The sequence below is a fragment of the Neorhizobium tomejilense genome (assembly GCF_964254135.1).
Classification (GTDB): domain Bacteria; phylum Pseudomonadota; class Alphaproteobacteria; order Rhizobiales; family Rhizobiaceae; genus Neorhizobium; species Neorhizobium tomejilense.
On the sequence record NZ_CAXUSO020000001.1, the window covers coordinates 3,267,453 to 3,284,955 of the forward strand.

Genomic DNA, 17,503 nt, shown 5'->3' on the forward strand with positions numbered 1-17,503 from the left:
TGTCGAAGGTTCGCGCTTGCGTCCCTTCAGTGCATCCCCAACACTCGCATCTTCTTTCTGCCATCGTCCGGAAAATCCTGGTGGGCCACCGGGTTCAAGCCAACGACCTTCAGACGTCTCGTGACCTGCAGTGGAAGATTTTCCCGGTTTCTGGCGAAGTTCGGAGCGAGAATTGCGGCGCACATGGCGGAGAAAGTCCAATATATATAGGGTATGAAAGACACACTGCTGGCTGTAATGATCACCAGGAGCATCGCTACCAGGATACCTAAAACTGCTTTGCAGTTCACCTGATCCAAGCCATCTCCGAATGATTTGTGAGCCAGCTTTGATGAAATCAAGGCAAAATACAAGACAAACAGAAACAATCCGATTAAGCCGTAATATAGCGCCACCTGCAGGTAAGTATTCACTATATCAATGATGCCCTGCCCTTGTATCATGGTCTGCATCTCTGGTTCCTTCAGGAATGAATCCGAACCAAACAGCGGATAACGCTGGATGACTATCAAGGAATTTTCGAAAAGGCTGGATCTGTAAGTTTCGCTGCTCTTGTCTGCCGATCCGACAAACGGAAGCAGGTTTATGAAGCGGTCAAGAAATGGGGGATGCAGGAACAGCAACGCGCCCACCACCGGCAAACCTGCAAGAGCAAGTCTGAAAGACCTCTTCGGGCTGGTGATGGTCAAGAACAAGATACAGAATGCAAAACCCAACCACGGGCCTCGTGACACGCTCGAAAGCAGCCCGAGCACCAGTATCCCTAGTGCCGCATAACGCCAGGCACCCAGCGAGACTGGGGTTCGAAGAGCCAGGAGACAACCAGCCCCGGTCATGCAGACGAAGCCGAATGCGATCGCTTCGATAGACGTGGTCGAAGCACGCAAGAGCCCGTCTCGAAAAAGATAGGCGGTTATGAGAACCACGTCCCATTCCTGGACGACGACATAATAGAGCCGCCAGCTTTTCGATATCTCCAGAACCCCGATGGCGCTCAGGGGCAGCACGCCGACTACGAAGGCGAGAAGCGCTTTGTTCATATCAAGACTGGAGCGGATCACTCGGCTGAAGACAAAGTAAGGAAGGCAGATATCGAGAAAATTGCCGGCCAGAACCCGAAGAATGGCATTGAAATCTCCCAACCTTACGGAAAGCAGCGAGGTATAGCCGACGAAGGCAATCACAAGAACATCCAAGCCCCGAACTTCCCGAGTGCCTCGGTCCCTCAATAACCTGAGCGCAATCGGCAGGAGAATTGTAATCGCCAGCCAACGAGGAGGGTCAAGCTCGAGGATCTTGTTGAAGATGCCGGGTATGCCGCTGGGGATAGGCACGCAGGGTGCAACGAACATCAGGACTATATAGAAAAAAGCCGGCTGCCGGGAGTGTCGGTGAACATAAAAGCTCACGAAAGCCAGTGCGACGGCAAAGTCAAAAAAGCCTCTGGATAGAAAGGTGATGACGGTCGCCAGCAGCCAACAATTTCGCCAAAGGCGGAACTCAGCCAGGCCGATTATCGGCACCGCTATCTTCCCGCCGACATAAAGGGCGGGGGCAGTAACTATCAATACATAGACAAGAGAGCGCAGGAATTCTGGCATCTAACGTCTCTTGCCTCGCCGCAATGATCTGAGGAGCGCCTGCATATTGTCTCTATCCCCGCCACCTGCCGCTATCGAGCAAAGTATCCCGCTACGGGAAATGCTACTCATTCGGCTGCAGGTCGCCACACGGTAAAAGGAATTTCCACCTACTAACTTTGGAGGCGGCATACGACTAATGCGCACCTTGCTTGCGGGCGCCTTGTATTATCTCGTCATTGGCAGTGGACGGCTACGTTCCGCGACAAGCACTGCAATAGATATCCGAGCGAATACGGAGGACATCTGCCGTGAACCGCCGAACGCTTCTTCAAATGCTGGCAGGTCTTGCAGCCAGCGAACCTTTCAACGGCTTTTCGCTTGGGCAAGCCTCGGCCCGCGAGGATTATCCAAGCCGTTTGGGCGTGAACCTAAGCCCGATGAACTATTGGGCGACCGAGCAGGCTTTCTCCGACCTGGCCTATAACGCCTCGCGCTGGCGTTTGCAGATCAAAGGTGCGCCCTTTACATGGGACACGCCGTTGCCGCCGATGACACCCGACGGTTACCCCTTGAGCGTCCCGGAGAACTCCACGATCGAGAGCGCCCTGATTTTCTCTCGTGAACGGAGAAATCTGCCTGTGAACCTCTCAGTTTATTATGATGGCAAGGGAAAACTCGGATATCGCGACGGCGCCGAACTGGAGGCGCGTCTGCCTGGACGCGATGATGTGCGCAATCTTCGCAAGGACGCGGCTTTCACCACAATCATGATGGAAACCGATCCTTCCGATCCGGTCCGCAACATCCGTGTCTACGAACGAGGCAAAAGGCCGACACAACGATTTCGCGAGCCCTTCCTCAAGCGATTGAAGCGCATGTCTACGCTACGCTTCATGGATTGGATGGCTACCAATAACTCGACGGTCCGCAGCTGGGATGATCGGCCGCGCGTCGGCCACTTCGGTAAATCCGATGCCGGAACGCCGCTCGAGTACATGATCGAACTGAGTAACGAGCTACAAATCGACCCCTGGTTCAACATGCCTCACCAGGCCGATGACGATTACATCCGCCGGTTCGCACAGCAGGTGAAAGACGGCCTGGACGGAAACCTGGTGGTGAATGTGGAGTATTCCAACGAAGTCTGGAATTCCGGCTTCGGCCAAGCCGAGTATGCGAAGGAAAAGGGGCTCGCGCTGGGACTGTCGAGCAATGAGTTCGAAGCCCAACTCCGCTATTACGCCCAGCGGACAACGGAAATTCTTGCCATCTGGAAAGACGTATTTCGCGGACAGGCGCAAAGGATCGTTGGGATTTATGCCGCTCAATCCGTAAATGATTGGACCAGTGAAACGATACTATCGTGGAAGGGCGTGCGGGCGCATGCGGACGTCCTTGCCATCGCGCCCTATTTCGGCGGCGGTCTCGGGTCGCCTGAGCGAACCGAACAGGTTTCCAGATGGCCTTTGGCCCAGTTGTTCACGGAACTTGAACGGGATGTATTGAACGACAATCGGAAGATGATCGAGACGCAGGCTTCCGTTGCCAGGAAATATGGCGTCAAGCTTTACGCCTATGAAGGCGGACAACATCTTGTCGGACATAGTGGTGCGGAAAACAACGAGAGGCTGACGAACCTCTTCATAGCGGCAAATCGTGACAGACGGATGGGTGAACTCTACCTCCTCCATCTGAATATCTGGCAGCGATCCGGTGGAGATGCCTATGCCCTATATTCTTCGATGACGTATGCCAGCAAGTGGGGCAGTTGGGGGCTGTTGGAAAATGAGAGCGACAGTAATCCCAAGTGGCTGGCAATAGAGAAGATCCTCATGCGGAGGGAGCTCCAATCAGAATCGGGCTCCGTAAGGATTGCGCGATAGCAATCTCCCGCCGGCCGTATCGTCATGCGGCGTGTATGAGCGATCCACGCCGCTGCTGAGGCAACGGATTTCTCGACGTCCTTCGCCAGCCTTCATCCATCGCCGAGCCGGCCAGGACGCTCCCGACGCGGAAGCAAGGCGCGACATCATTGCGGCAGATGCCGAACGGTGAGAAGAGCGACGTTCTGCGGAGGCAAATCTGGGGCCTTGCGCTGGCCGAGTCGCTTCGACAACTCCATGCTGGGCCGCTCTATCAGCAGCCAGAATGTAGCGGCAAAGGCAACGCAGCAGAGCAGCGACACGATCCACCAAATGAGGACCTCCAGCGGCGAGACGGCTCCGACCATCGCGGCTACCCGAAACACCGCGCCTATAACCAGGTTATGGGTCAGGTAGAGCGAGTAGGAGATCAACCCCAGGAACTGCAGCCATCGCCAGTTCAGCCCGGAACTGATCCGCCCGGACACCGCCGAGCCGAAAAGAACGAATGCGGCGGCCGAGCAGACCACGCCAAAGGCATTACCCGAGGAGACGCCGGCTAGAAAGATTATCCCGGCAAGGCTCCGAAAAGCGGCACCAGTTTCGGCACCCGCCATGCCCAATAGGCCATCACGCTCAGAAGTCTGTCCGGCCGAGGATGGTGCGGTTCACAGAGCCGGAGGACTTTCCGCCCGATTGGGAGGCCTACGAGCTGGAGAGTGAAGAAGCCAGCCCGACGGCGGATGTCATCTATAGCCAAAGCGTGAAAGCCACCAGGAATGGTGGCGTCCGAAACTACGATCTTGGAAGGAAGATCAACAGACACGATCGTCAGATCTTTGTCGACGCTGTCGGCCTGTATGATTCACGGGGCCGGAATATTCACGCTTTCATGGCACAGCACCGAAGGCATCGCGATGAAAGTATCGATCAAACAACTGGCCGGCTGCCTAGGGGGCAGCCGGCCAGTCTACTACGCCGAAACCCGAGGCGTTCTGCTCAAGTCCGCACTATAAAATAACACAATCATAGATCGACGATATTGCAATCAGGCCACACCTCAAGTGTAATTTTCGAACGCCTAATTTAGCCAGCCAAACGCCGAACGAATTGCCGTCGAGTTTCGTGTACTTCACCCGAAGCCGCGCATGTAAAAATAGAAAACAACCTGTGATTATTAAATTTTATCCTATCCACAACGAATGAGAGAACCTAATCCTTTTGATTGAGTTGATGTCTCTTGCAGATAAAGGAATAATACTTCTGCCAAACAGACTGCTGAAGGCTCGAACGGGAAAAACGGTCGGGCCTTCTCCTTTTGGTGAACCTGACATTTGTCAACGCTCGTGGTGTTATGTTGCCCGAGGCGTCCTGTCAGCCTCGAGTATTTCCCGTCTTGCGGACGCCCTCGCTGTTTCATCGGCGAGGGTTTCTTTTAGGAACAAGCGAGGAAAACCAGCCTGCCGCCCGTCTCCGGAGCGCCGGATGGAAGCCTGTAAAGGCGAATGGCTTCGCGAGGACGCGTTGAAGACAGCAGCGAGCCTACGCCTTAAGAGGTAGCCCCCTGGCGTAGGCCCGAGCAGATGGGGCTTATCAGCGCTCCGTGAACGCCCTCGACATGCTGTCCACAATCGGCTTGACCAGATAACTGAAGAACGTTCTGACCGCAGTCTGGATCATGATTTCCGCCGGCATGCCGGGTTGCGGAGTAAACCCCTTGATCCGGGCGATCTCGTCGGACGAGATATTGATGCGCGCGACGTAGACGTCGTGGTTTGCGAGCCCCGCCTTGCTATCCTCCATTGCGTCCGCCGAGACATAGAACACCTCGCCCTCCAGGACCGGGGTCGTGCGCTGGTTCAACGCTATGAGACGGACCGTGGCTTTCTGGCCGACTTTGACGCTGTCGATCTCGTTGCGAGGCACCTTTGCCTCGATGATCAGCGGCACGCCGGCAGGCAGGATCTCCATGATCCCCTTGCCGCTTTCGATAACGCCGCCGGTCGTATGGTAATATGTCCGCACGACGGTACCGGACACCGGAGCAAGGATCGTCGCACGGCGCAGAACGTCGTCGGCTTCGCGGGATTGTTCACGTGAAGTATCACGCTCGCCCTGGATCGATTGCAGGCGGTCGAGCGCTTCCTCCCGATATGTCTCCTCGGCGCGCATGATCTCCTGCTGCCCCTTCAGGAGCTGGGCCCCGGTTTCCGATACCTCCGCCTCCAGCCGGCCGATCTGCCCTTCGGCATCGGCGATCGCCCGCTGAAGCGCTCTGACCTCGGTTGCCCGCAGCAATCCCTTGGTCAACAGGACCCGCTTGATATCGTATTCCTCCTTGAGCATCGCAAGCTGGCGAGACATGGCCTCGCGGTGCCGGACATAGCCTTCGCTGCGGAACTCCAGCGCCTTCATGTTCTGCTTCAGCAGGGAAAGCTCGGTCGCCAGCTTCATGCGCTGGGCCTTGAAGTTGAGCTGTTGGGTGAGGATGATCGCGGAAACATCCGGGTCATCCCTGAAGTCGTTCAGGTATGGCGAAATCGCCATGGAGTCGGCGCCCTCGGATTGAGCGGTAAGCCGGGCGGCCGTCGCCTCCAGCCTGACGCGCCTGAGGAAGAATTCCCGTTTCTTGGCCTGCGATGCGGTCTCGTCGAGCCTGACCACCGGCTGGTTCTCGACAACCTGATCACCCTCGCTGACCAGCAGCTCCCTGATGATGCCGCCCTCGAAATGCTGCACGATCTTGTTGCGGCCGGTTGCGACGAAACTGCCCTGTGCAATGACGGCCGCCGCAAGCGGAGCCGTCGCAGCCCAGGTGCCGAAACCGCCAAACGCTATGGCCGTCAGCGCCAGACCGGTCACCGTCTGTTTCCAGACCGACCGGGGAACCTCCGAGTACCATTCGAGATCGTGTACCTTGGCAACAGCAGACATGCCCAACCCCTATTGCAACAGATGGCCGAATGAACCGGTATTGATATCGATGCCGCGGGCCTCGATGGCCTTCAGCACATCCGCCCGCATCCCGAACAGCGCAACGGTGCCGTTGACCAGCAGAAGAACCTTGTCGACGTTGCTGAGGAGTGCCGGACGTTGCGTGATCGTCGCGACGGTTATCTTGTGTTCCTTGGCATGCTCAAGTGCATGAAGCAGCGCCGCATCACCCGCATTGTCGAGGTTGGAATTCGGCTCGTCCAGCACCACCATCCTCGGATCGCCGAAGAATGCCCGGGCGAGCGCGATGCGCTGCTTCTGGCCGCCCGAAAGGGGAGAGCCATCCGCCGCAACCACGGTTTCGTATCCGTGGGGCAGGCTGGCGATCATCTCGTGAACATCAGCCAGCATCGCGGCGCGGTAAATCTGCTCGTCGTCCGCATCTTGCCGCATGCGGGCGATATTGGCCTTGATCGTGCCCGGAAAGAGCTGCACATCCTGCGGCAGGTAGCCTATGTTTTCGCCGAACTGCCGCTGGTCCCAGTTCCTCAGGTCCATCAGATCCAGGCGGACGCTGCCCGATGTCGGCAGGATCGATCCGACGAGCATTTTTCCAAGAGTGGTCTTGCCAGCACCGGAATTGCCGATAATCGCCAGCGAATCTCCTGGCTGCAGGGCAAACGAAACGCCGTTGAGCACGACGCGCTTGGTGCCCTGCGGCACATAAAGGAGGCGTTCGACATCGAGGCGCCCCTCGGGTTTCGGCAGGTTCAGGCGGTCGAAATTCAAGGGTGAGGATTTCAGCAGCGCCGTTATTCGACCGTAGGCCGCGCGGGATTGGCTGTATTGGCTCCATCCTTCGATGGCCCCTTCGATCGGCGCCAGCGCGCGACCCGCAATGATGGACGCCGCAATCACCATGCCTCCGGTGATCTGCCCTTCGATCGACAGGTAGGCGCCCCAGCCGAGCATCGCGATCTGCGTCAGAAGACGACAGGCCTTCGATATGGCCGCAATGGTGATATTCCGGTCCTGGGCAATGACCTGCGACTTCAGCGAGGTGGCGGTATCCTTGCCCCAGATCTGTACCGTCTCGGGGATCATGGCGAGCGCATTGATGATCTGCGAATTACGCGACATCGATTCCAGATGAAGATTGGCCTTTATCTGCGCCGTATTGGCTTCGGCAAACGGCTCGGCCGTCATGCGCTGGTTGATCTGGGTGAAAACAAGCAGCATGAGGGCCGTCAGGACTACGATCAGACCCAGATGCGGATGGATGAGGAAGACCGCCACCACGAACAGAGGGGCGATCGGCGCATCGAGGAACGAGAGCAAGGTCCTGGAGACCAGGAACGAACGAACCTGCTGAAGATCGCCGAGTACCTGATATTCGCGGCCATTGCTTTGAAGCGAGGCGCGGGCCGCCGCGCTCAGGATCGGTGCCCCGAGCTGTGCCGCAATTTCCACCGCGGTCCGCATCAGGATGAACCGCCGAAGCGCATCGAAGGCAGCCTGCAGGATGACGGCACCGACGATCACGATCGTCAACATCATCAGGGTGTCGAGAGAGCGGCTGGTCAGCACCCGGTCCGATATCTGGAACAGGTAGATCGGGATCGCCAGCACCAGGACATTGCTGGCGATGGTGAACAGCATGACGACCGCCAGGTTCCGCCGCACGGCATTGATGCCTGCGCGCAGGCTGGCCGAGAAGTCGACGGGGGCGAGACGCTTGTGAAACGTTCCGTCGCCGCCGCGGCCGCCGCCGGTTGACGGCGATTTTCCGAAGGTCTTTGTTTCGGTCCGCAAGGGTCCGGTGTCGGCATCGATCGTGATCATGCCTTCCGGCGCCTTCGCCTCCGTCGCTTCGCGCACCGTTGGCTTCGGCTCGATTTCCGGTTCGATGATCCTGTCATTGGCAGGCATGGGCAGAATATCGGCTCCGGCGGAGTTTTCATTCGGCCGGGATGGGTTCTGCGATGCGTTTCTGGGTTCCAGTCTGGATATCGTTGCTGAAGGGGCTGCGCCACCGGGTGACAATTTCAGGCATTCGTCCACAGCGCGCTCCAATTTTTCATAGATTTCCTCACCGGCAGGTTGCTGACCTTCATCGTGATCGTGGGCCTGTTCAAGATCGGCCCTTTTTTGGACATCCGACATGTTTCCCCCCATTATCCGAGCACATGCTGTAGTCCGTCATCCTGATACTGGCCGTCGGAATCTACAGGCACGCCGAAGCCGAGCTCGGTCGGATCGGCTTCCAGCATGGAATCGTCGAGAAAAGCCACCGCTTCGTTGACCAGCGCGTCGGGATCGTGCGCGGCCCATTCCGGACTGCTCGAAATCAATCCCGATTGAAAAAGTGTTTCCTGGGAGTATTGCTCGCCGCCCACATAGGTAATGCCGAGAGAGTCCAGGTCGGCGATCGCCGCGTTGTTGACGAGCGCATTTCCCCCGGTCGAGATCGACCACGTCGCATCCGCGTGGGGGTTGAGGGCATTCAGCGCCAAGGCGATCTGGTCGCTGTCGCCGACGATGTTGGTCTGGCTGATATACTGGATATTCAGCAAGTCACCGCTGATATAAAGAACGCGCAGTCCGCCTGTTCCCGCAAACGCCGGGTCGGTCAGAATGCCCTGGGAAATATCTCTTCCGCCGGCGGCAAAATCGTTGGCCGCATCCAGATAGGCCGAAGGCAGAGTGCTAAAGCGGTCGGCGCCGCCGATATTGTAGATATGAGCCTGGTTCCAGAGCAGATTTCCGCCACTGGATATCGTGCCCTCGCCGGTCGTTCCGAAACCCGTAACCGCACCGACGACGTCGTTGTCGAACAATATGTTCGTCTGATGGATGATATTGGCATCGTACAGATTGCCGCCAATCAGGATCAGATCATAGGCCTGGCTGAGCTCGTAGATCGAGACCTGGTTGACGCTGGTATTGTCGCCAGCGATGACCCTGGTCGTGGCGCCGGAAGACGACAGGATGCCGATGTCGTTGTCGGACATGAAAATGTACTGTTCCAGCCAGTTGGCGATCAGCAGATCGCCATGGATCTCCGTGACCGCCCAGCTTGCGGGATAGCCGCCGCCGGCATTTGCCGGAGCGTTGCCGCCCTCTAGCGGATCGACCCTCTGGAATGTCGCAATATTGAATATTTCATCCGGCGCGCCGTCGTTCGTCCAGCCGCTGATGGCCGAGGTGATCGCGTCGGTATTCTGGATGACGTTCACCTGGATGACTGCGTTGATCTCGAAGTGATTGCCAACGACCGCGGTTACCGTCGCGCCGGTCCAGATATTCTTGAGAACGGCATCATTGACGACGGTATTGTTGCCGCCGACCAATTCGACCGAGACTTCCACCTCGACTGATCCATCCGCATAGACGTGGACGTTGGATGGCGGAGCATCGTCCTCCGCATCGGCTTCATCACCAGCGTCGGCGGCATCATCTGCATCATCTTCATCCTCACTGAAGGAATGATGATCCTCCAGCTTCGGTGCCTCGTCGACCAGCACGCCGTTGACGTAAATGCCTTCGATCGTGGTGGATTGATGGAAGAAAGCCTCCATCGGTCCGTCGGATTCGGCCGCAAGGGCCTCCAGCTGGCTCGCGACGGCCTCGATGATCTGGATAAGGTCGTCCGAGGACTTGGGCATTTCGAGATCGCCGATAGGTGCGTCCGCAAGGACATCCTTGGCCGTCTGCAGCAGCTCGCCGTTGTCAACCGGTGTGGGATTGAACGTCAGGCCATGTCCACCGACGCCGAAGCTGTCGTTGTCGGAAAGCGAGGCGACCTGAACGATGAAGTTCGCAACCGAGCCGGGAGGCTGTATTTCCCAGGTGAAAGACTTGCCGCTTGGGTAGAACGGGTACTCGTATTGCGGCATCTCATGCCGGCCGTGATACGTCTTGATTTCCATCGTGGGAATCGGCGGATGATCGAATCGGCCGACGAAATGGGGATGCCAGATCGGTGTGAAACTGGCAGGCGCCCTGTAGACCACGCCCGGATCGAACCCGAGCAGATCGTAAGGCGCCTCGAAATTGGAGCGGATCGCCGCTGATGTCGGGATGAATTGTTCGGGCGTGTCGAGCGAGAAGTCCTGATAACTATCCCGCAGGCGCGCATCCTCGACGTTCGTGTGGAAGAGGCCGATGAAATGAGCGATTTCCTCGGTGATTGTGTCCATCGTCGTCATGACCGCTGCCTTTGTATTGGCATGCCTGCATCACATCACAGGTCGTTCGGAATGAGGGACTGCGCAGGATGGTCTGCGCAGTCCACGATGTGAAGTCCCTGCCTAAAGCAGGGAGCTGTGTCGCTTAGACGCCATCTTCGGTGTCGTCGCCGGCCACCGTGCTGGAAAGGTTCCCGCCGACGATCGTCATATCGATCGCGTTCTGCTGCAGGTTCGCACCCATCACGATTTCCTGGTTGAAGGCGTGAGTTTCGATGACGGCATCGGACGATGCTGAACTCGTCCCGGTCACGAAACCATCGTCACCGTTGCTCGAGCCCCAGGTACCGCCATCGCCGCCGGCTGCGCCGTCACCGGTGGTGGCCCAGCCACCTGCGCCGCCGGCTGCGCCGGCTCCGCCGAATGCCCATCCACCGACGGCTCCGCCGCCGGTACCATCGGCCCATGCGCCACTGAGTGCCCCGCCGCCTTCGCCAGCCCCGGATGTTGCGTCACCACCGGTAGCATCACCGCTGGTTGCCGCACCGGTTGCCGCTGTGCCACCGGTACCGCTACCGCCGGCTGCGCCGTCACCGCCCAAACCGGCACCGAGACCGGCGCCGAAGCCGGCACCGAGACCGGCACCGAGGGCACCGCCGCCGTCACCGCCATTACCGGCATCCGAGGCTTCGCCGCCACTGCCGCCTTCGGAGTCGCCGTCGCCGCCTTCGCTATCCCCGCCGTTGCCGGCGTCTTCGCCGTTGCCGCCGTTGTTTTCAACGAAGATCGGGTTGATGAAGCCGAGGCTTCCACCGACGAGAGCTCCCGCATCGCCGCCTTCGGAATCGCCGCCGTCACCGCCTTCGTCGGCGTCGCCGCCATCCGCGTCGCCGGCGTCGCCACCGTCGCCGGCAGTGTTGCTGCCGCCGCTATCGCCGTCACCAGCAAATGCAAGTCCTGCGCCAAGGCCGAGACCCAGGCCAAGACCCAGACCGAGGCCGTCGCCGCCACGCCCGCCATCGCCGCCAGTGCCGTTGCCGCCGTCGGCATCGCCGCTGTCGGCGTCGCTGTCGCCGTCGCCGCCGTCGGCATCGCCGCCGTCGCCGTCACCGCCAATTGCAGCGCTTGCGGCCAGGCCACCGAGGCCGTCGCCACCAAGTGCGAACCCGCCGAGCGCCGTACCTCCGTTGCCGCCGTCACCGCCGTCGGCATCGGCGTTGCTTCCGCCGTCACCGCCGCCGCCGCCGGCATTGATCCCTTCGGAGGCGATCGCAAAACCACCTTCAGCGGTAGGATTCATTTCGAACGAGCCGTCATTGCTGACGCTGGCGCTTTCGAGCTTGTCGTTGTCCTGGAGGTTGGCGACCTGACTGAAGACATTGCCGACATCATTGCCCTCGCCGTTAAGCGAGCCATTGAGCACATCATCGATGCGGATGTTGAACATCCCGTCGATGGAACTGTCCGTCATATCGATGTCTGCAAAGTCGTCGTCCGACGGCAGGTATTCTTCAAGGTTGACACCGACATCCACCGTGACAGTGGTCTCGTTGACGTTTGCATTGAAGTTGCCGTTGCCATTGAGGTTCAGGCTGCCGTTACCGTTGAGGTTCAGGTTGCCATTACCGTTCCCGTTGCCGTTGAGGTTCGTCGAATCGCTCGACTGGCTCTGGGTTTGGTCGCTGGCCTGTTGTTGCTGCTGCTGCTGTTGTTCCTGTTGTTGCTGCTGCTGCTCCTGCTCCTGCTCCTGGCTATCAGGATCGTCGACCAATGTGTCGAACACGCTGCGTTTGTCTACCATCACACAGTCCTCTTAGTGACTGCGACGACGTGACCACCATTCATCTTTTTGGGGTCTTTGCTCGTCGCGGTTGAAATGAGTCATTTGCCTCTGGCGACAAGGCGCGCGTCAACGCGACCGTTCGCCGGTCTTTCTCTCGTGATGTCTGATTTTTTTCCTCTCCCCTACGTTTCCCGAGGGACTTGGAATGAGCGGCGCCGCGTGGATCGGATACTCGCTACATTTTGCGCCGACGAGCGTTCTTCAGCGCTCGTTCTTCCAGTGCTTCGGGACGAGAGCACTGTGTCCTGAATGAGCAGAAGAAATAAGGTGATATTTCGATCTAGCGCAACGTGATGAATACTACGTGAGCATAGTTAGATGGGCTATATGATCTAACCAAGAAGACGTATACCACATCCGCGCGAAATTACCCTTATGTATGCAGCAACTCATTCACAACGGGAGGAAACGCTGCCTGATCATGGTTCGTTCGGCTGGAAACGACCTTGAAGGCCCCATTCCGTGGCCGATTCGATCTATTTCATAAATCCTTCGGTCTATTCCCAGCATTCGGCTCTTGGTTTACCGTTCCCTAATAAGATCTTCGGAGCACCACTTTGCGTGTACTTTCGATCAACGACGGGAGGGGGATATTTCCATGCAAATTCCGCATGGTCTTTCGCAACATGTCGGCTTGGATCTGGCGACAAACGCCTTGAAGAGAATGAATGCGATCCGGACACTCCTCTTCATCTGCTCACCTGGGACAATCTCCACCGCAATGACGGCGGCCATCGAAAGCGAGTTTCCATGGCTCTCCGTCAAGACGGTCCCCGACCTGAAACTGGCGTCGGTGGAATTCGACAATCCGGTCCAGCTCGTGCTGGCGGATGTCCGCCTCGCCTCCGCTCTCGCCGAGTATTGGCCGGAGCTCGCCAGGCACCATCCTGCTGCGACCCTTGCGCTGATGGGGACCGACGATGGCGAGATAGCCTCCGATCATCGAAGGGCGAAAGAGCTGGACATCGTCCAGGGTATCCTGCCGTTCAACGTCAATCTCGACGTCTTCCTGTCGGGCCTGCGGATCATATTGAAGGGTGGTACATATTTCCCTTCTACAGTTTACCGGACCCAGAGAAGCGCACCTTTCGAAGGCGAAGAGCCGGCGGATCTCAAGCCAGCCTTTTATCAAGCCGGCAAGCCGGCGATCGAAAAGCTGACAAAACGCGAAAACGAAATTCTTGTCAGGATGGCCATGGGCAATCAGAACAAGATCATCGCGGCCGCGCTCGGTCTATCCGAGCATACCGTTAAGATACATATCCACAACATTATCACCAAACTCGGCGTGCATAACAGAACAGAAGTCGTCGCTCTCTATTTCGAATATAGACGCAAGGATACGACCGACCATGCAGGCGACACGAACCGCGGTCAGGACGGCCGCTCCATCTCAGGCGACAAGTACTAGGCTCCAGGACATCCTGCTCCTGATCGGGCAGTTGAACTATACCTGGACCAATACGGAAAGCCTGCTGATCCACATGATCGCAGGCCTTGCCAAGGTGGACAAGGAAACGGCGATCGTCATCTTCCTGACCTTGAATACGACCCGGGCCCGGGTCGATCTCGTGGAACGGCTGACCAAGATGCGCAAGACCGCGCCGGCCTGCCGCAAGGAAATCCTGGAGACCACTCGCCGTCTTTCAGACGAAGCGAAGCTTCGCAACAAATACAATCACTGTATTTATTCATTCGATCCCGACAGCGGCCGCAACATCACGCAATCGATGCGGATCTTCGAAAGCAGGGATGAGATCAAATACGGAAAAATCGAGGAGCTCGATGCACGCGAGATCGGCCGGATCCGGGAAAGCATCAATTCGCTCGTCGCGATCAACAGGATGTTCTGGGACATCACCGAACGTTACGGCTTCCCCACCTAAACCCTCAGCAAGGCCTTACCCGAGGCCCGATACCGCAATGCCGGGCAGGAAACCTTTGAGCGCGTCGGCCAGCGTGACGATCGATATGAGATGGCCGGCATCGTCGGTGATGGAAATCGCCTGCAAAGCCAGGGCTTCACCCTGCTGAATATGCTCGACGGCGATGTCTCTCATTCCGGAGATGACTTCGGCCGTGGCTCTCTCGATATCGAGGAAGTCGAGGCCTTCGGTATCGGGAATAAAGCCGTCTTTCAGATCGACATTCAGGAAATATCTCACCATGGAACCCAACCTCCCAGGGATAGCGTGGCGGCCACTTGAAACTGCGAAATTCCACCCATGGCAGAAGCGGCGCCGACAACCTGCAAGCGTCTACTCCCACATCTCCCGATCTGCGATTAGGCTCAATCAGAACATGAGAAGATATATAAATCACTCATGATCCCGGTCAATCCGGAATTGGCGACTTACGGTAGAAATGGGGCTTTAAACCTTCGCAGCCCACCGGCTTTGCGGGTGATCACTTAGGGTCAATCGTGTGCCTCTCCGCAAGCCATCGCCTTGCCGATGGGCAAAGTTCCCTTCAGAAAATTCAGAAGGATCTTTTTGTAGGGGCGCAGGTTTTCCCAAGGAAACACCGCCTTCAGGTGCGGGCTTGCACCACATCGGAGCGCTCTGCGAAACCCTGGAGCGAGCTGATCTCGACGCCAGGCATCGCCGGCAAGACCACCACCTCAGGATATCTGTCGAGGTCGTGGAACGTGAGGCAGCGTGGACATGGCATTTCGACCGCGCCGCAACCGCAGCATCGGGTACCGGTATAAGGTTTGGCCGGATGAGCTTCGCAAACCCAGCCCGTGTCCTTGCAGTCTCTGCACCTGAACATGAGCGAAATCCTCTCTGATCCGCAGGATCGGAGGATAACACGCGCGTGAGTCGCGGGCAGTTGCGCCAAATGGGCTATATCCATAAGCCTATCGGCGTAGTGGGCTGGTGGAGGAAACAGACCGCTTTCAGGCGGAACGGCGCACTATCGAGATTCGCGCCCCCTCGACTATGGCGCCTAATTCTGGGAGGGGGCCGCTCAAAATATCATCCAGTTGATCACGATCCCGATCCACGGCATAACCGACCGGAACAGCCGGGACGTTTGAGATGGATGAAAAGTTCGATATCGGTGCACGCCTCAACGCCATGCGCGCGGCCGCCGGCCTTTCGCAGCGCCAGCTCGCCGAAAGGGCCGGCGTTCCGCATGCGCAGATATCGAACGTGGAAACCAACAAGGTCAGCCCGTCCGTTTCGACGCTCCGCAAGATCCTGAACGGCCTTGGCGTCGGCATGGGCGATTTTTTCGAACCGGAGCGCAGCCCGCCGAAAGGCCCGTTCTTCTCGGCGCATGAACTGGTCGACCTGACTTCGAAGGTTGCCGCATCGCCGATTGCAGGCGGTGACGGCACGCTGATCTTCCGCCAGATCGGCGACGCGCGGGCGCATAACCTGCAGATCCTCCACGAAATCTACGGCCCCCATGCGGACACCGGCGAAACACGGCTGCAGCACGCGTCCTCGGAAGGCGGCTATGTGGTCGAGGGCGAGCTGGAAGTGACGGTCGGGGACGACGTGCGCGTCCTCAAAGCCGGCGAGGCCTACCTCTTCGACAGCCGCACTCCTCACCGGTTCCGCAACCTCTCGGACCGGCAGACGATCGTTATTTCGGCCTGCTCGCCGCCCTATCTCTGATTTCGCGATTCCCCTCTTGCTCAATATAATGAGCAAGATTATAGCTTAGGTCATCGACTTTAGGGGATATCGCCATGACCGTCTCAGCAGATCTGCAATCCCGCCAGAAAGCCGCCGTCGCCGGCGGTGTCGGCACAAGGGGTATCTTCACCCACAAAGCCTTGAACGCCGAACTCTGGGATGTCGACGGCAGGCGCTTCGTCGATTTCGCCGCCGGCATCGCGGTGAACAATACCGGCCACCGCCATCCGGCCGTGATGCGCGCCGTCGCCGAACAGGCTGAACATTTCACCCATACCTGCTTCCACGTCGCGCCTTACGAAGGTTATGTGCGGCTCGCCGAGCGGCTGAACGCGATGGCGCCGACCGGCGCTGAAAATCGCACCATGCTGGTGACGACGGGTGCGGAAGCCGTCGAAAATGCCGTGAAGATTGCCCGCGCCCATACCGGCCGCGCCGGCATCATCGCCTTTTCGGGCGCCTTCCACGGCCGCACTCTGCTGGGCATGGCGCTGACCGGCAAGGTCATGCCCTACAAGAAGAATTTCGGTCCCTTCCCGGCCGACATCTACCATGCGCCCTTCCCCAATCCCTATCTCGGTTTCTCGATCGAGGAAGCGATCGCCGGGCTCGATCGCCTGTTTGCAGCCGATGTTGATCCGGAGCGGATTGCGGCCTTTATCGTCGAACCGGTCCAGGGCGAAGGCGGCTTTAACGTCGCGCCGAAGGAATTCCTCGTACACCTTCGCGCAGTCGCGGATAAATACGGCATCGTGCTGATCGCCGACGAAATCCAGGCCGGCATGGCGCGCACCGGACGGATGTTCGGTTTCGAACATGCCGGCGTGAAGCCGGACATGATCACGATGGCAAAGGGCCTCGCCGGCGGCTTCCCGCTTTCGGCCGTCACCGGCAAGGCCGAGATCATGAACGCCGCCCATCCGGGCGGGCTGGGCGGTACCTATGCCGGCAATCCGCTGAGTATCGCTGCCGCCAACGCCGTGCTCGACGTCATCGAAGATGAGAAGCTCTGCGAACGCGCCGCCGAAGTCGGCCGACGGATCACCGAGCGGCTGACGACGATCGCCTCCCGCCAGGGCATGGAGCATATCGGCGACGTGCGCGGCCTCGGCGCCATGGTGGCGTTCGAACTGGTCGAAGATCGCCAGTCGAAGGCGGCGTCGCCTGCCCTCACCAGCCGCATCATTGCGGAAGCGGAGGCGCGCGGCCTCATCCTCCTGTCTTGCGGAACACGACTCAATGTGATCCGTTTGCTGCCGCCGCTCACCATCGAATGGGATGTTCTGGAGGAAGGCCTCGCCATTCTCGAAGCGTCGATCGAGGCAGCGTTCTCCGACGCGACCGCTTCGGCAGCCGCTTGAGCCTCATACGTCGCCGCTGACCGCGGGACCGATCCGGCCCGCGGTTTCTCTCGGTCGCGGCAGCCTTTGGGCATGCTGCAAGGGTA

Annotated in this window: 12 protein-coding genes and 1 pseudogene; 5 read left to right on the forward strand and 8 right to left on the reverse strand. The window is 58.6% G+C overall.

The window, feature by feature from the left end:
- Positions 1-26 precede the first annotated feature (26 nt).
- On the reverse strand, positions 27-1,601 hold the full coding sequence (locus ACSQ3G_RS16355) for an O-antigen ligase family protein (RefSeq protein ID WP_436110778.1): 1,575 nt from the start codon (positions 1,599-1,601) through the stop codon (positions 27-29).
- Positions 1,602-1,891: 290 nt separating this feature from the next.
- Between ACSQ3G_RS16355 and ACSQ3G_RS16360 the strand changes: the two genes are divergently transcribed.
- Positions 1,892-3,466, forward strand: a complete 1,575-nt coding sequence (locus tag ACSQ3G_RS16360) for a hypothetical protein (protein WP_436110779.1) — start codon at positions 1,892-1,894, stop codon at positions 3,464-3,466.
- On the opposite strand, the pseudogene ACSQ3G_RS16365 reads toward ACSQ3G_RS16360, so the two are convergent.
- The 6 genes and pseudogenes from ACSQ3G_RS16365 to ACSQ3G_RS16390 all read right to left on the reverse strand — a co-directional run.
- Positions 3,460-3,558: pseudogene (locus tag ACSQ3G_RS16365) on the reverse strand (IS5/IS1182 family transposase); the annotation flags it as partial. The gene ACSQ3G_RS16360 and the pseudogene ACSQ3G_RS16365 overlap by 7 nt on opposite strands.
- A gap of 54 nt (positions 3,559-3,612) precedes the next feature.
- Positions 3,613-4,062 (reverse strand): acyltransferase family protein, encoded by a 450-nt coding sequence (locus ACSQ3G_RS16370; protein ID WP_436110780.1) that lies wholly within the window; start codon positions 4,060-4,062, stop codon positions 3,613-3,615.
- 976 nt (positions 4,063-5,038) lie between these two features.
- Positions 5,039-6,379: an HlyD family type I secretion periplasmic adaptor subunit gene (locus ACSQ3G_RS16375; RefSeq protein WP_105403132.1), complete on the reverse strand. Its 1,341-nt coding sequence runs from the start codon at positions 6,377-6,379 to the stop codon at positions 5,039-5,041.
- A 9-nt stretch (positions 6,380-6,388) separates the two neighbouring features.
- A complete protein-coding gene (locus tag ACSQ3G_RS16380; RefSeq protein WP_436110781.1) occupies positions 6,389-8,542 on the reverse strand; it encodes a type I secretion system permease/ATPase in 2,154 nt (717 codons plus the stop codon).
- A gap of 11 nt (positions 8,543-8,553) precedes the next feature.
- Positions 8,554-10,587: a hypothetical protein gene (locus tag ACSQ3G_RS16385; RefSeq protein ID WP_436110782.1), complete on the reverse strand. Its 2,034-nt coding sequence runs from the start codon at positions 10,585-10,587 to the stop codon at positions 8,554-8,556.
- Between the two features lie 124 nt (positions 10,588-10,711).
- Positions 10,712-12,367 carry a hypothetical protein gene (locus tag ACSQ3G_RS16390; RefSeq protein WP_436110783.1) on the reverse strand — a complete coding sequence of 552 codons (1,656 nt, stop codon included), beginning with the start codon at positions 12,365-12,367 and terminating at the stop codon, positions 10,712-10,714.
- Positions 12,368-13,007: 640 nt separating this feature from the next.
- Between ACSQ3G_RS16390 and ACSQ3G_RS16395 the strand changes: the two genes are divergently transcribed.
- Both ACSQ3G_RS16395 and ACSQ3G_RS16400 read left to right on the forward strand, forming a co-directional pair.
- Positions 13,008-13,820: a helix-turn-helix transcriptional regulator gene (locus ACSQ3G_RS16395; protein WP_436110784.1), complete on the forward strand. Its 813-nt coding sequence runs from the start codon at positions 13,008-13,010 to the stop codon at positions 13,818-13,820.
- Positions 13,762-14,295, forward strand: a complete 534-nt coding sequence (locus ACSQ3G_RS16400; protein ID WP_105403137.1) for a hypothetical protein — start codon at positions 13,762-13,764, stop codon at positions 14,293-14,295. The genes ACSQ3G_RS16395 and ACSQ3G_RS16400 overlap by 59 nt, the downstream gene beginning before the upstream one ends.
- Positions 14,296-14,310: 15 nt before the next feature.
- Here the strand turns inward: ACSQ3G_RS16400 and ACSQ3G_RS16405 are convergent, their stop codons facing one another.
- Positions 14,311-14,577, reverse strand: a complete 267-nt coding sequence (locus ACSQ3G_RS16405; RefSeq protein WP_436110785.1) for a DUF6894 family protein — start codon at positions 14,575-14,577, stop codon at positions 14,311-14,313.
- An 873-nt stretch (positions 14,578-15,450) separates the two neighbouring features.
- Here ACSQ3G_RS16405 and ACSQ3G_RS16410 point away from each other — a divergent pair.
- The gene (locus tag ACSQ3G_RS16410) at positions 15,451-16,035 is read left to right on the forward strand and encodes a cupin domain-containing protein (RefSeq protein ID WP_105403140.1); all 585 of its coding nucleotides are present in this window, start codon (positions 15,451-15,453) and stop codon (positions 16,033-16,035) included.
- A gap of 74 nt (positions 16,036-16,109) precedes the next feature.
- Positions 16,110-17,417, forward strand: a complete 1,308-nt coding sequence (gene gabT, locus ACSQ3G_RS16415) for a 4-aminobutyrate--2-oxoglutarate transaminase (RefSeq protein ID WP_436110786.1) — start codon at positions 16,110-16,112, stop codon at positions 17,415-17,417.
- Positions 17,418-17,503 lie beyond the last annotated feature (86 nt).

Bases quoted from the DNA above. Each gene is read 5' to 3' on its own strand.
- ACSQ3G_RS16355 (WP_436110778.1), bottom strand. From the start codon at position 1,601: ATGCCAGAATTCCTGCGCTCTCTTGTCTATGTATTGATAGTTACTGCC.
- ACSQ3G_RS16370 (WP_436110780.1), bottom strand. From the start codon at position 4,062: ATGGCGGGTGCCGAAACTGGTGCCGCTTTTCGGAGCCTTGCCGGGATA.
- ACSQ3G_RS16375 (WP_105403132.1), bottom strand. From the start codon at position 6,379: ATGTCTGCTGTTGCCAAGGTACACGATCTCGAATGGTACTCGGAGGTT.
- ACSQ3G_RS16380 (WP_436110781.1), bottom strand. From the start codon at position 8,542: ATGTCGGATGTCCAAAAAAGGGCCGATCTTGAACAGGCCCACGATCAC.
- ACSQ3G_RS16385 (WP_436110782.1), bottom strand. From the start codon at position 10,587: ATGACGACGATGGACACAATCACCGAGGAAATCGCTCATTTCATCGGC.
- ACSQ3G_RS16390 (WP_436110783.1), bottom strand. From the start codon at position 12,367: ATGGTAGACAAACGCAGCGTGTTCGACACATTGGTCGACGATCCTGAT.
- ACSQ3G_RS16395 (WP_436110784.1), top strand. From the start codon at position 13,008: ATGCAAATTCCGCATGGTCTTTCGCAACATGTCGGCTTGGATCTGGCG.
- ACSQ3G_RS16400 (WP_105403137.1), top strand. From the start codon at position 13,762: ATGCAGGCGACACGAACCGCGGTCAGGACGGCCGCTCCATCTCAGGCG.
- ACSQ3G_RS16405 (WP_436110785.1), bottom strand. From the start codon at position 14,577: ATGGTGAGATATTTCCTGAATGTCGATCTGAAAGACGGCTTTATTCCC.
- ACSQ3G_RS16410 (WP_105403140.1), top strand. From the start codon at position 15,451: ATGGATGAAAAGTTCGATATCGGTGCACGCCTCAACGCCATGCGCGCG.
- gabT (WP_436110786.1), top strand. From the start codon at position 16,110: ATGACCGTCTCAGCAGATCTGCAATCCCGCCAGAAAGCCGCCGTCGCC.